Raw genomic sequence first — 12,579 nt, forward strand, 5'->3', positions numbered from 1 at the left:
CACGATCGATGGGCTTGTTTTTTTACATAATGGAATTAATGATTAACGAGACCTAATCGCTCTTGTTCGGGTTCATACTTGGAACTGATCTGCTTACCAATTAAAGCATAACGAATGGAGTCTGTAAGTGCTTGCCAGCTCGCTTCAATCACGTTGCTGGATACGCCTACGGTATTCCAAGAGTGTTTGAGATTCGATGATTCGATGAGTACACGTACCTTGGCGGCAGTTGCGCCTTTTTCATCAAACACGCGTACTTTATAGTCAGTTAGGTGGATATTCGCAATGTCTGGATAGAATTGCACGAGTGCTTTACGTAGTGCTTGGTCGAGTGCGTTAACAGGGCCATTGCCTTCCGCGGCCGTGAAGATCGTCTGATCGCCTACACGAATGCGTACGATGGCTTCCGTAACAACTCCGCGGTCAGCTGACTTCTCCACCAAGATTTTGAATGAATCAATAGCGAAAGTCTCCTCTACCCCATCCATCGCTTCACGCAAGAGCAATTCAAGAGAGGCGTCAGCACCTTCGAATTGGAAACCTTCGTGCTCCATTTCCTTGATGCGTTGAATAACTTCACGTGCTTTCTGGGATTGGCTGATATCGATGCCCATCTCTTGTGCTTTTGTCACGAGATTGCTCTGACCGGCAAGTTCAGATACGAGCACGCGTTGTTTATTACCGACCTTCTCGGGTACGATATGTTCATAGGTCGATGCAGCTTTCATAATCGCGGAGACATGAATGCCACCTTTGTGTGCGAATGCAGCGCTTCCGACATAAGCTTGATTCGCAGGCATATGCATATTCGCAACTTCACTAACGAATCGAGCTGTGAGGCGAAGCGTTGTAAGCTGCTCGTCAGACACACAAGAATAACCTAATTTCAATTGTAGATTCGGAATGATAGAGCACAAATTCGCATTTCCACAGCGCTCTCCATAACCATTGATTGTGCCTTGTACATGCTGGGCACCTGCTTTTACTGCAGCAAGTGTGTTAGCAACACCTAGCTCACAATCGTTATGCGCGTGGATGCCAACTGGAACAGAGATCGCTTGCTTAACAGCGGTGACAATTGAGAATATCTCATCAGGCAAAGAGCCGCCATTCGTATCACATAACACAATGCAATCTGCGCCTGCTTCTTCCGCTTGGCGAATTGTTTCAAGCGCATACTCGGGATTGTTCTTGTATCCGTCGAAGAAATGTTCACCTAAGTATAGAACTTCTAGACCATTATTTTTTAAAAAGGAAACCGAATCATAAATCATCGCTAGATTTTCTTCTAACGTTGTTTGAATAGCAGTATGTACGTGGAAGTCCCATGACTTGCCGAAGATCGAAGCCACCGGAGCACCTGATTGTACGATCAAATTCAAATTCGCATCGTCCACAGCTAGTGTCGCTTTGCGTCTAGTAGAGCCGAATGCGGAAATTTTGGCGTGTTTGAGTGGAATTTCTTTAATTCGATTGAAAAATTCGATGTCTTTGGAATTACTTCCAGGCCAACCGCCTTCAATATAATGGACACCTAGAGCATCAAGCTTTTGGGCAATTTTAAGTTTGTCTTCAACGGACAAGGATACGCCTTCTCCTTGAGTTCCGTCCCTCAGAGTTGTATCGAATATTCTGATTATTTTCACCGTGTACGGTCCCCCTCATTTGCGCTATGAACTGCCGAATGTATAATTAGTGATTATATCATAATAATCTGTTAATTAGTTGTTTTTTCTGAAAATAAAGAGGTGTATCCCGATGATGAAATCCAGTTCTAGTTATCCGAAAAATGGCCGCGTTATTCTTCATATTGATATGAATGCTTTCTATTGTTCGGTCCATGAAGCGGTTGAACCTGAGAGTTATAAAGGAAAGGCAATAGCCGTCTCAGGCTCTGTAGAGCAGCGTAAAGGCATTATTGTCACATCCTCTTATGCAGCAAGGGCTAAGGGAGTCAAGACAGGTATGCACGTACGAGAGGCGCTTAAGCGCTGCCCAGAGCTAATCTTACTTCAACCAGACTTTGATCTGTATCGGGAGTATTCAAGAGCGTTTATGAAAATTGTATATGCATATTCTCCATTAGTAGAACCAGTTTCGATAGATGAGTGTTATGTTGATATAACAGGTTCCAAGCAGTTTGGTACACCACTAGAAATCTCGACAACGATCCAGCAGCGAGTCTTGAGTGAACTTGGGCTGCCGTGTTCGATCGGAGTTGCACCGAATAAACTACTAGCGAAGATGGCTTCGGATATGAAGAAACCGAATGGTCTTACTGTACTTAGACTGCGTGATGTTCCCAATGTCATGTGGCAACGTCCTTGTGTGGAGCTCTTCGGAATCGGTCGTAAGACGGCTGAGAAGCTGGAGCGTATCGGAATTCGAACAATTGGTGAGCTTGCGCATGCAGATATTGAGATGTTATCTCGTCACTTTGGCATCACAGGTCCTGCACTTAAGAATGCAGCTGCGGGAATTGATCATTCTCCTGTCAATCCGAATCGGGAGCAGAATAAATCGATCGGTCACACAACAACACTGCCGCATAACATTCAAGATCGAGCTGCTGCAGTTAAAGTATTACTAAATTTAGCTGATGGAGTTGCAAGAAGAATGCGCCGTCAAAAACTTGTCACAGAAACCGTGCAGCTTACCATTCGTGATCCCGATATGCATACGGTCACTCGCTCCATGACGATCGCACCGACAGATATTACACAAGATATTTATCATTATGCTTGTATGCTCCTCGATAAACATTGGAAAGTCGGTGATCCGATTCGTTTGCTAGGAGTGACCGCACAGAACCTAAGCAGTAAGATGGAAAAGCCACTGCAACTGGATTTATTCGAATATGAAGAACTGCCGAAGAAAGAGAAATTGACCGAAGTTATGGACGCAATTCGTGACAAATTTGGGGAGAATGCAGTTGTGACACTTGGCATGGTAAGCGACGATCCGTCCACTTTGCTCCGCAATCCCCGTATTCGCGGGACTTCCTTGCAAATGGACCATCTAAAGCAACGTCCTCTCTCAGAGGAAGAATAATATTTTACGTTTGAACTTTAATATATTTTGTATTATATTGTATTGTAGAGTGTGGATAATTCTGAGGAGGAATATAGAGATGGCTAAGTATACTTGGGTAGAAAAAGATACATGTATCGCATGTGGAGCTTGTGGCGCAACAGCACCAGATATCTATGATTACGATGATGAAGGTCTTGCAGAAGTAATTTTCCAAAACGACTGCAACCGTGGTAATACAGAAATTTCTGAAGATCTTTATGATGATTTGCAAGATGCACAAGATGGATGTCCAACAGATTCCATTAAAGTGGCAGACGCTCCATTTAACAAGTAATTATAAGTAACGATAAGAACCGGTTCTCTTCATTAATAGAGAAGCGGTTTTTTTGTATGCATTAAGAGGTTTACAAATTCTCCTTACGATGCCGATAAAGAAGGTATTGAGCGATTACATTCGATAAGGGGTGCGGGCATGACCGACAAAGAGAATCATCATTATTTTAAAAAATATGTGCATGAGCATCCCAAGGATAAGTTCGCTTGGTATTTACTAGGCAAAGAGTATGCAGAGAAGGGGCAACTGGGGAAAGCAGCCTATTGCTACGCGAAATCGGAAGAAATATATGAAGCATACGAGACCGACACATCGCAAGCAGCTCTTCAAATGCGTAAGGTGGTACGTGAAGCACGGCAAAGCACACAGCGAAAGAAACGCTCTTGGAGAGCACTTGGGGTTGCATTGCTATTATTACTCCTTCTGCTTATACCTACGGATGTCTGGGACCAAGATAACGCGTGGCTAGCTGAGCAAGCGCGTTTGAAATCAAAACAAGAACAAGGGATAAGTAGCACAAATATCGCTTTCTATTATATGAATAAGCTGGATCAAGCAGGAGGAATGAAGGAAGCAGTTGAGTTTATGCTAGGAACGACCGGCTCCGCACATCGTGTATTGCTTGCAGTAGAGCGAAGTAAAGATCAGAAGTGGCAGCTCTGGCAAAGTGCCTCGAAGCCGTTCCTAAGTGTCCAGAACACGGAGCAGAGCAGCCAAGCGATTATTCGTTATTACGACGCTGCTGCTTGTAACTGTGAACCTGACGATCCCACGCCGTATCGGGCGTCGATTATGAAATGGCAGAAAGAGCAAGAGGAAGAGCTAGTTCTACTTTCAGCCATGACAGCATTCGAACAGAAGTTGGGGAAGAAACCACAACTAATTGAACAGTTGACAGCACCATATCCGAATAATGTTCTTAGTGGCGTCACACCACGTATGCGGCAATTGTTCGATGCGAAGCTGAAGGCTGAGCAAGCGAAGAAAGCAGAAGGTGCACAAGTTCAAGTAAATACAAGCACTGGTATACAAGATCCTACACAGGAACCTCTGCAGCAAAAGCAATATATGCAGTCGCAACATCCACTGCAGCAACCGCTCGAAATCGTTATTGATAAGACGAATTATCGATTAGCTGTTGTATCGGGCGAGGTTATGATTCGCAGCTACCCGATTGGACTTGGAGCAGATCGAACACCAGAAGGTACATTTGAGATTAGTGAGAAAGTGCGCAACCCCAATGGTAAATCGAATGGTGAATTTGGCTCTAGAGGGATGACACTTTCCGATACTTTGTATGCCATTCATGGTACGAATAAACCGGATAGTATTGGCAAGGATGAATCGCTTGGCTGCATTCGGATGCGTAAGGAAGATGTTGAAGAGTTGTTTGATATGGTGCCTTTATTGACGAAAGTGACGATTGGCAATAACGTGCTGCCTCCGCCGGCAGGATCAAAGGGACAAGAAGAGCAGCCTGGATCGAAACCTCCAGTGTTTAAGTTGCCGCCTCAGGCGAAAGAGGAAAATCCTCGTAAGGTATATAAGTGGTTAAATTAAGAATAAGCCCTTCCAAGTGGGGGGCTTATTGTCATGTTGTAAGGGAGAAGTTATTCGTTTCTCTTAAGGATTGATAATGAGTAATACTACCATGATGACAACTAAGGCTACGAATATGGAACTCGCCCAGATGATCGCTTTTTTGTTCACTTCATTCTTAGGTTTTGACTTCATTGCTACTTTACGAGCTTTGCTCATCGCAATCCTCCTAAACTGTTGTGACATGTGCTTTTATAGGCTTATTATATCAAAATGAAAGCGGTTTTACAGCAAAAAAATTTTGCAATCACAAAGCGAAACGTATAAACTGTCTTGTAGAGTCTAGTCGAACGGAGTTGTGTGTCAAACGTGTTGTACAAAAATGTAGGTAAGAAATTATTGTTTAAGATGGACCCTGAGAAAGCTCATAATGTTGTGATCGGGGGCCTTGGACTCGCTGGTAAAGTGCCTGGTATGAGTGGATTGCTTAGCGCAATCTATGGTGTGCCTCAATATAAGGAATTGGAAACGGAATTATGGGGTATTCCTTTTAAGAACCCTATTGGACTCGCGGCAGGGCTTGATAAGAATGCGCATGCGGTTGAAGGTTTCTCGAATTTAGGGTTTGGATTTATTGAAGTAGGAACTGTAACACCGAAGCCGCAGTCAGGTAATGAGAAACCAAGGTCATTCCGGTTGCCGCAAGACAAGGCATTAATTAATCGAATGGGTTTCAATAACGTGGGAATTGAAGAACTATCAACGAATATTGCCCATACAAAGCGTCGTACTATCCCCGTTGTTATCAATATTGGGAAAAATAAAATAACGCCGAATGAAGATGCGGAGCAAGATTATCGCACATGCATTCGCCGATTATATGTACAAGCGGACTTTTTTGTTGTGAATATTTCATCACCGAATACGCCGGACTTGCGTAACTTACAGCATGGCAATGAATTAGCGAATTTGCTCGCAGCGGTCGTGGACGAGATGCAGATCCAGCAAGCGAAGCATGGAGATCGCGGCAAGCCGATTCTGGTGAAAATTGCACCGGATCTAAGTGATACTGAATTAGAATCGACAGCAAAGATTATTCTAGATTCGGGCGTATCGGGCATTATTGCATCCAATACGACGATATCGCGAGATGGACTTATGCATCCGAACAGACAAGAAATTGGCGGTTTAAGTGGTAAGCCGCTTACTCATAAATCAACAGAAGTCATTCGCAAAATTTATGAGCTAACTGAAGGAAAACTACCGATCATTGGGAGCGGTGGTGTTTTTAATGCGCAAGATGCTTATGATAAAATAAAAGCTGGTGCGAGTCTTGTTGAGATTTATACGTCACTCATCTATGAAGGACCGGGTGTCGTGAAGAAAATTAATGAAGGTTTACGAGAATTGTTGAAGCAAGATGGCTACACCCATATTTCACAAGCCATCGGTGCAGGAGTATACGGAATTCGTTAGAGCGGAGGCTAAAGCGATGGATGGACGAGATTGGAAAAGATTTCTTTTTCCCTATGAACAAGCAGTTGAGGAACTAAAAATTAAATTTAAGACGCTACGCACGGAGTTAAAACGCCGTGAAGAATATGCACCTATCGAATTTGTTACAGGACGCGTGAAGAAAATATCTAGTATTCTAGAAAAAGCAAAACGTCTAGATGTCGAAATGGATGATTTGGAAACAGGCATTGAAGATATTGCAGGTATTCGAATTATGTGCCAGTTTGGCGAGGATATCATGCTTATTGCAGCGATGATTCGTGAACGCCAAGATATGAAAGTGATCTATGAGAAAGACTATATTACGCACAAGAAGGAAAGTGGATATCGCTCCTTCCATGTCATTGTGGAATACCCCGTACAAACCTCACTTGGAATGAAGCGGGTCTTAGCAGAACTACAGATTCGTACACTTGCAATGAACTTCTGGGCGACTATTGAGCATTCGCTTAGCTATAAGTATAAAGGGAGTGTCTTGCCAGAAGATGTTCGTATACGTCTGAGTCGTGCAGCAGAAGCTGCATACATTCTAGATCAAGAGATGTCGAATATTCGCGATGAGATCGTGACTGCACAAATTGCATTTGAAGACGACTCAAGTGTCGTGACAAAGGTGCTAAATGATATTCAAGAGTTGTTCTATTACCACAGAGTTCGTGAAGCGGTGCAGTTCCAATTGCGCTTTAATGAACTATGGGGAAATGATGAAGGGGAAATGCGCAAGCTCTCAAAAGAGGTTGAGGCAGCGATGGTGAAGGCAAAGAGCGCTAATCGCGTACAATAGACGATGAAGCATTGGGACCCGTTGTTAATAAGATTTCTATATGAATTTAATAAGACCCGAGATTATTACGAGTGTCATGATGTGATGGAGGAATTGTGGCTGGAAGAAGGTCGCAAACCCCTTTATCAAGGGCTGCTGCAGGTTGCAGTCGGTTTGTATCATCATGGTAATGGAAATGTAAGCGGAGCGATCAAGCTGCTTAGAGCGGCAATTGAGAAGCTTGAGCCTTATGCGGATTATATCTTGGGCATTCATCTGGAGCTACTTGTGCAAGATGCGTCTAGATACTTACATAAGCTTGAAGGAATAGATACTGCTCCATTTATGCCTTATGATCTTGATATACACATTGTACATCCTGAATTACTGCAAGCTGTAGAGGATTTGGTAATTAATCCACCTCTAAAAACAAATGACGAGTAAGGCTGATTGCAGCTCACTCGTCATTTTCTACATCTTATACTTTATATTTTTCGAAAAACTTCTTAAACATTTCAAGGGTATTGCCTTCGCCGCCATCTTTTTCAGGAACGCCGCCAACCATCTTATCTACTGGCGCGCCGTCTTTGTAGGCAACTAGTGTAGGGGTGAATTCAATGTTGTATTGCTGGAATCCCTTACGGTATTCTTCTAAGTTGATCATCACCATATTGGCACCCATGTCTTTCTCCATTGGCGCAAGCTTAGGAGTTGTAGCCTTACAGTGAACGCAAGTGGAAGCATAGAAATAGACGAAGAAGCTTTCTTTATTAGCAATTTTCTTGTCTAGTTCAGCAGGCAGAATGGTTTGGCTGTAGTTCGGGTCTTTAAGAATTTTAACCGTCTCTGGGTGAAGCTTGGACGGATCTACGCCATAAATATTGTCCTTAAATTCAGCGTTCTTAGCTTTTTGGGACTGTTGATTGACAACATATAAACCGCCGAATAAAACGATGATGACGCCTAAGAAGATAAGCAGTTTTTTCATTTTACACCTCTTCGATAATCATTGTATAGTTGAACATCATAACATATATTCGCTACTTATCGCAGTTATCCTTTTGGGAAAATGTGATAAAGATGACTGTTTCGTGAATGCATAAGAAGGATCATGATTTATAGATAAAGGAGTTGAATCCAGGTATGGCTGCTAAACAGCGATTAGATAAAGTACTAGCCCATCTTGGTTATGGCACGCGTTCGGAGCTAAAGAAGCTTGTCAAAAGCGGTGTTGTAACTGTCAATGATAAAGTTGTAAAAGATAGTGGTTTGCAAGTATTACCGGAAACAGATCGTATTGTTGTTGCTGGGGAAACGATCGTGTATCGCGAGTTCGTGTATCTTATGATGCATAAGCCGCAAGGGGTTATATCCGCGACAGAAGATTGGAAGGATCGTACAGTGGTGGATTTACTGCCAAGTGAGTATCAGCCGTTCGATGTGTTTCCTGTCGGTCGATTGGACAAGGATACGGAAGGGTTATTACTGCTTACGAATGATGGCAAGCTGGCACACAACTTGCTGTCTCCACGTAAACATGTGCCCAAGACGTATTATGCTAAGATTGACGGGGATGTAAGTGAATCGGACCGTATAGCATTTGCTGAAGGTGTGACGTTAGATGATGGGTATAAGACGCTACCTGCGGAGCTTAAGATTATTGCATCTGGCAATCAAGTTGATGGGATTTACGGGGAGATTGAGCTTACGATTGTCGAAGGTAAGTTTCACCAGGTAAAGCGAATGTTTGAGTCCGTAGGAAAAAAAGTCGTATACTTAAAAAGAATCTCGATGGGACCGCTTGTCATTGATCCAGCGTTACCACTTGGAGAGACAAGAGAGTTAACTGAACAAGAATTAGCCGAGCTTAAGCAGCATCAGAACGCTTAAATTCGTGCAACATGCTGGAGGAGAGAGACGATGACATACAAACTGATTGCGTTAGATGTAGATGGAACTTTAATTGATGATCATCACGTTTTGACAGAGCGCACGAAAGAAGTGCTTAAGCGTGCTCATCAAGCGGGTATTCAAATCGTACTTTGTTCGGGCAGAAGTCCGAAATCGATATTTCCTATCCTTGAAGAGATTGGGTTTGAAGGCACGGCTATTGCGCATAATGGCGCAGCGACTGTATTGTCACATAACAGCGAACTGATCCATGAATTTGCATTCTCAGCGGAAGAAATTACACCGCTTATTCATTATTGTAGAGAGAATCAGATTCATTTTGACGTGAGTACTGCGTTTGATTTATTCGTAGAGTCTTGCAGACCGGAAGAGCGTGAGATGTATGCGAAGTTCTTTATTGATCCGATTGTTCGCGAAGATGCGACTACGCATGATCAATTAGTCAAAATGACACTTAGTGCAGAGTCAGATGTGATGGATCGGGTTGAAGCACAGCTTCGTGACCATCCGGTTGCGAGTCGGTTTCATATGATTCGTAGTGGTGACTTCTTCATCGATTTCATGCACAAGGAAGCGACGAAGGGCAATGCACTTGAGGCGCTAGCTGCATCATGGAACATTCCACGCGAGCAGATTATTGCAATCGGCAATTATTATAATGATATTGAAATGCTTGAGTTTGCAGGGCTAGGTATTGCGATGGATAATTCGCCAGAAGCTGTGAAACAAGCAGCAGATGCGGTGACATTATCGAACAATGAAGATGGGGTTGCTGCTGCGCTTGAGAAATATTGTTTAAACGCGTGATATTCTTCGCCAGAATTGGGAAATGTATGAAGGGAATGTGAAACATTTCCGTCCTATTTTCCATATCTACGAGGAGGCGTGAGAAGCGATGGCTGGATTCATTCTGAGACCTGACCTGCGAACAGCAGGCGGAGAAGTAAGTGATATTGTATGGGAAGATCAGTTTGTCGGGACTTTGAGCTTGGTTTATCGGGAATCCGATCGTATTTCTGGTGCGCTTCAGTTGGAAGAGGGCTCACTAAGTGATGAAGACAAAGAAGAAGTCTTGGAACACGTTGAGGAGTATGTACAAGGATTGATCGATGCACTAGGTGTAGATGCATGTGATGTGATCGTGACGCATAGCTCTTATGAACGAGTGATCTCCACTTCGGATGAACAAGAAATTGAGATGTATGAGGTAGAAGAGGACGATGAAGAAGAATTCCTCGAATTTGATCGACCTTGTTCGTTCTTTGAACTTGTCCAAATTGCAATATCCCATGGTGCAGCTGAGTATGAAATTCATAATGAAGATGGCCAAGTGATGGCAGATGTTTTCTGTGAAATTCAAGGACAAGCTGTATATGGCACCGTAGATTGGGTGTTTGATCCGATGGAAGATGAGATTGAAGGTGCAGCTGACCTTATTGCGGCAGAGTTCGAGGAAACAGCAATTGATTCCTTCGTGCTTGATATGGTCTATGACGGAGAGATCGTGGATACGGTTGAACTTCTTCATGAGGCTTTACTGGATTACTCCGAACAAGATATTCTTGATGCAGAATTGGAACATAATGAGTATCATATTGAAATGGTCCGAGATGATGACGATTCTGTCACGTATGAGATCTATAATATGTCATATGGTGCTATGCCTATCGGTTCAGCTACTGTTGACTTGAGCAGACAGCAAATTACAGGTTTTATCGATTTCCGCTCAACGAATGAGGTGGATGATCGGGTGCAAATTGCGAAGCTGCTAATGGATGAAGTTGATAAGGAGCGGGATTGTGACCATATTAACGTGACAATGCTCTGTAACAATGAAGTGATCGATGAGTTGTTCTTAGAGACAGAGCCTATTCATTAACTTCATCGATTGAAATAAATCAAAGCGCAGACCGAAATGACGGTTTTGCGCTTTTTTTGTCGAAATGTTCTTCACAACCCTTTGTAAATGTTAGATAATGGAATGAGAAGGGTGTGAGTGCGGATGAAATTAAATGAAGAAGAATTAAGACATCTGGTGTTTCTAGCTGAAGTTGTACTCAGTGGACGAAAAAAGAGTCTGATGGATGAGACACTGCAATGCTTGTTATATGTTGTGAAGTCGTTAGATGAAGCTGAACTGCCTGACTCTGTCATGGAGCATATGAATCAATTAACCGAAATGATCGAACATGATTTGCGTAATGAGAATGACAGAATGAAAGAGATTAATTCGAATTTATTGTTACAGCGGCGAAATTAATGATGTTACATATAAAAAATACTACATATAAAAAAAGGGCTCTCTCACTAAATCTGATGCAGATTTGTGGGAGAAGCCCTTTTTCAATCGATGAGGTTATTTAACGAAAAGCATATACCTTATTCTTACCTGTCGTCTTCGCTTGGTACATAGCCGCATCGGCTCTTCCAATAAGCTCGTCAGGTGTCTGACCTATTTGATAAACCGCATAACCGACAGATACCGTCACACAAGTTTCCGCCTCAACTCTCTTGCGGAATGTCTCTGCGAATTTTCCAACGGGAACTGCAGGGTCAGTGATCATCGCCACGATCTCCTCACCGCCATATCGCCCCACGATACCGTAATCTTCGCATAAACTTTGCATAATCTGTGAGACTTGCTGCAAAGCTTCATCTCCGGATTGATGCCCTTTGGTATCATTTAACTTCTTAAAATTATCAATATCACTGAAAATAATCGCGACCGTGATGTTATGACTTAAATAGTTGGCAAGACGTTGATAAAAGTATTTGCGATTGTACACACGCGTTAACCCATCCGTAATAGAAGAAGTGTATATGGCATTCATCAGTTCTACGACACGTTCAAATAAGAAGGAGAATAAAATGAAGTAAAATAGTACCGAACCCACATGCTCTACAATGGATAAAAACGGCTGCTCAGACTCAAACATGTAACTGTTCAGTAATTGAGAGATGTGATAAATGCAATATAGAAGAAGAGCAAGTTGATATTTACGTGATTGACCAATGAGTGGTGGAATCATATACGCCCACATGACGATGAGAATAAACATGTAGATGTCTAGTCCAATGTTCTGAATAGCTAATGGATGTGTTGACTCAAATCCCATTAAAGTTGGAATGTAAAAGTACAATGGTGAAATGACTACAGCAAAGAAAATAAGACTGTAGAAAAATAAATATTGCCTTCTTCGGGTAGGATTGTAAAGCTGGAATATTCCCATGTTCACGAGAATGAATGAAATGACTTGGAGCAAGTTAGAGCTGTATTGCAAGAACGGGTTCATGGCTTGGTTCGCATGTATGAAGAACAAGATCGCGTAATTCATGAGTAAGAAGGTGAGCGATACGGTCATTGAAAAATAAGCTTTTTTACGTCTGGAAAGCAGCAGACGCAGTGAAATCGTCAACATAAGTGCAAGAATAACTAAAATGACTGTATAAGCATAAAGCATGTGACGTAATCCTCCATTACAAT

14 protein-coding genes are annotated in these 12,579 nt (G+C 42.6%); 10 read left to right on the plus strand and 4 right to left on the minus strand.

Annotated elements, in window-relative coordinates; genetic code table 11:
- Positions 1 to 35 precede the first annotated feature (35 nt).
- Positions 36 to 1,646 (minus strand): citramalate synthase, encoded by a 1,611-nt coding sequence (gene cimA, locus NV379_RS14715; RefSeq protein ID WP_258208071.1) that lies wholly within the window; start codon positions 1,644 to 1,646, stop codon positions 36 to 38.
- Between the two features lie 112 nt (positions 1,647 to 1,758).
- On the opposite strand from cimA, the gene NV379_RS14720 reads away from it, so the two are divergent.
- From NV379_RS14720 to NV379_RS14730, 3 genes are all read left to right on the plus strand, one after another.
- Positions 1,759 to 3,051: a DNA polymerase IV gene (locus NV379_RS14720; protein WP_258208072.1), complete on the plus strand. Its 1,293-nt coding sequence runs from the start codon at positions 1,759 to 1,761 to the stop codon at positions 3,049 to 3,051.
- 79 nt (positions 3,052 to 3,130) lie between these two features.
- On the plus strand, positions 3,131 to 3,367 hold the full coding sequence (locus tag NV379_RS14725) for a ferredoxin (protein WP_258208073.1): 237 nt from the start codon (positions 3,131 to 3,133) through the stop codon (positions 3,365 to 3,367).
- 138 nt (positions 3,368 to 3,505) lie between these two features.
- Entirely contained in the window at positions 3,506 to 4,927 is a 1,422-nt protein-coding gene (locus tag NV379_RS14730; protein WP_258208074.1) for a L,D-transpeptidase, read from the plus strand.
- A 63-nt stretch (positions 4,928 to 4,990) separates the two neighbouring features.
- Here NV379_RS14730 and NV379_RS14735 read toward each other — a convergent pair whose 3' ends face one another.
- The gene (locus NV379_RS14735) at positions 4,991 to 5,125 is read right to left on the minus strand and encodes a hypothetical protein (protein WP_258208075.1); all 135 of its coding nucleotides are present in this window, start codon (positions 5,123 to 5,125) and stop codon (positions 4,991 to 4,993) included.
- Between the two features lie 150 nt (positions 5,126 to 5,275).
- Here NV379_RS14735 and NV379_RS14740 point away from each other — a divergent pair, with 150 nt between their 5' ends.
- Genes NV379_RS14740 through NV379_RS14750 form a run of 3 tightly spaced genes read left to right on the plus strand, consistent with a single transcriptional unit; the run spans position 5,276 to position 7,628 of the window.
- Positions 5,276 to 6,382, plus strand: coding sequence for a quinone-dependent dihydroorotate dehydrogenase (locus NV379_RS14740; protein WP_258208076.1), 1,107 nt, complete (start codon positions 5,276 to 5,278; stop codon positions 6,380 to 6,382).
- A 16-nt stretch (positions 6,383 to 6,398) separates the two neighbouring features.
- Complete coding sequence (locus tag NV379_RS14745) at positions 6,399 to 7,205, plus strand: GTP pyrophosphokinase (RefSeq protein ID WP_258208077.1); 807 nt, start codon at positions 6,399 to 6,401, stop codon at positions 7,203 to 7,205.
- Positions 7,206 to 7,208: 3 nt separating this feature from the next.
- The gene (locus NV379_RS14750; protein WP_258208078.1) at positions 7,209 to 7,628 is read left to right on the plus strand and encodes a DUF309 domain-containing protein; all 420 of its coding nucleotides are present in this window, start codon (positions 7,209 to 7,211) and stop codon (positions 7,626 to 7,628) included.
- Between the two features lie 34 nt (positions 7,629 to 7,662).
- Here NV379_RS14750 and NV379_RS14755 read toward each other — a convergent pair whose 3' ends face one another.
- Positions 7,663 to 8,172 carry a thioredoxin family protein gene (locus NV379_RS14755; protein WP_258208079.1) on the minus strand — a complete coding sequence of 170 codons (510 nt, stop codon included), beginning with the start codon at positions 8,170 to 8,172 and terminating at the stop codon, positions 7,663 to 7,665.
- Positions 8,173 to 8,327: 155 nt separating this feature from the next.
- Between NV379_RS14755 and NV379_RS14760 the strand changes: the two genes are divergently transcribed.
- The 4 genes from NV379_RS14760 (at position 8,328) to NV379_RS14775 (ending at position 11,355) form a co-directional block, all read left to right on the plus strand.
- Positions 8,328 to 9,074 carry a pseudouridine synthase gene (locus NV379_RS14760; RefSeq protein WP_258208080.1) on the plus strand — a complete coding sequence of 249 codons (747 nt, stop codon included), beginning with the start codon at positions 8,328 to 8,330 and terminating at the stop codon, positions 9,072 to 9,074.
- 30 nt (positions 9,075 to 9,104) lie between these two features.
- On the plus strand, positions 9,105 to 9,902 hold the full coding sequence (locus tag NV379_RS14765) for a Cof-type HAD-IIB family hydrolase (protein WP_258208081.1): 798 nt from the start codon (positions 9,105 to 9,107) through the stop codon (positions 9,900 to 9,902).
- Positions 9,903 to 9,990: 88 nt separating this feature from the next.
- Positions 9,991 to 10,974 carry a hypothetical protein gene (locus tag NV379_RS14770; RefSeq protein ID WP_258208082.1) on the plus strand — a complete coding sequence of 328 codons (984 nt, stop codon included), beginning with the start codon at positions 9,991 to 9,993 and terminating at the stop codon, positions 10,972 to 10,974.
- A gap of 123 nt (positions 10,975 to 11,097) precedes the next feature.
- A complete protein-coding gene (locus NV379_RS14775) occupies positions 11,098 to 11,355 on the plus strand; it encodes a hypothetical protein (protein ID WP_258208083.1) in 258 nt (85 codons plus the stop codon).
- A 100-nt stretch (positions 11,356 to 11,455) separates the two neighbouring features.
- Here NV379_RS14775 and NV379_RS14780 read toward each other — a convergent pair whose 3' ends face one another.
- The gene (locus tag NV379_RS14780; RefSeq protein ID WP_258208084.1) at positions 11,456 to 12,556 is read right to left on the minus strand and encodes a GGDEF domain-containing protein; all 1,101 of its coding nucleotides are present in this window, start codon (positions 12,554 to 12,556) and stop codon (positions 11,456 to 11,458) included.
- Between the last annotated feature and the right edge of the window lie 23 nt (positions 12,557 to 12,579).

It is taken from the genome of Paenibacillus radicibacter (assembly GCF_024721995.1).
Classification (GTDB): Bacteria; Bacillota; Bacilli; order Paenibacillales; family NBRC-103111; genus Paenibacillus_AM; species Paenibacillus_AM radicibacter.

Excerpts from the sequence above, each read along its gene's own strand:
- NV379_RS14730 (WP_258208074.1), top strand. The coding sequence starts at position 3,506 with ATGACCGACAAAGAGAATCATCATTATTTTAAAAAATATGTGCATGAG.
- NV379_RS14720 (WP_258208072.1), top strand. The coding sequence starts at position 1,759 with ATGATGAAATCCAGTTCTAGTTATCCGAAAAATGGCCGCGTTATTCTT.
- NV379_RS14780 (WP_258208084.1), bottom strand. The coding sequence starts at position 12,556 with ATGCTTTATGCTTATACAGTCATTTTAGTTATTCTTGCACTTATGTTG.
- NV379_RS14725 (WP_258208073.1), top strand. The coding sequence starts at position 3,131 with ATGGCTAAGTATACTTGGGTAGAAAAAGATACATGTATCGCATGTGGA.
- NV379_RS14760 (WP_258208080.1), top strand. The coding sequence starts at position 8,328 with ATGGCTGCTAAACAGCGATTAGATAAAGTACTAGCCCATCTTGGTTAT.
- NV379_RS14770 (WP_258208082.1), top strand. The coding sequence starts at position 9,991 with ATGGCTGGATTCATTCTGAGACCTGACCTGCGAACAGCAGGCGGAGAA.
- NV379_RS14775 (WP_258208083.1), top strand. The coding sequence starts at position 11,098 with ATGAAATTAAATGAAGAAGAATTAAGACATCTGGTGTTTCTAGCTGAA.
- NV379_RS14745 (WP_258208077.1), top strand. The coding sequence starts at position 6,399 with ATGGATGGACGAGATTGGAAAAGATTTCTTTTTCCCTATGAACAAGCA.
- NV379_RS14755 (WP_258208079.1), bottom strand. The coding sequence starts at position 8,172 with ATGAAAAAACTGCTTATCTTCTTAGGCGTCATCATCGTTTTATTCGGC.
- NV379_RS14750 (WP_258208078.1), top strand. The coding sequence starts at position 7,209 with ATGAAGCATTGGGACCCGTTGTTAATAAGATTTCTATATGAATTTAAT.
- NV379_RS14765 (WP_258208081.1), top strand. The coding sequence starts at position 9,105 with ATGACATACAAACTGATTGCGTTAGATGTAGATGGAACTTTAATTGAT.
- NV379_RS14735 (WP_258208075.1), bottom strand. The coding sequence starts at position 5,125 with ATGAGCAAAGCTCGTAAAGTAGCAATGAAGTCAAAACCTAAGAATGAA.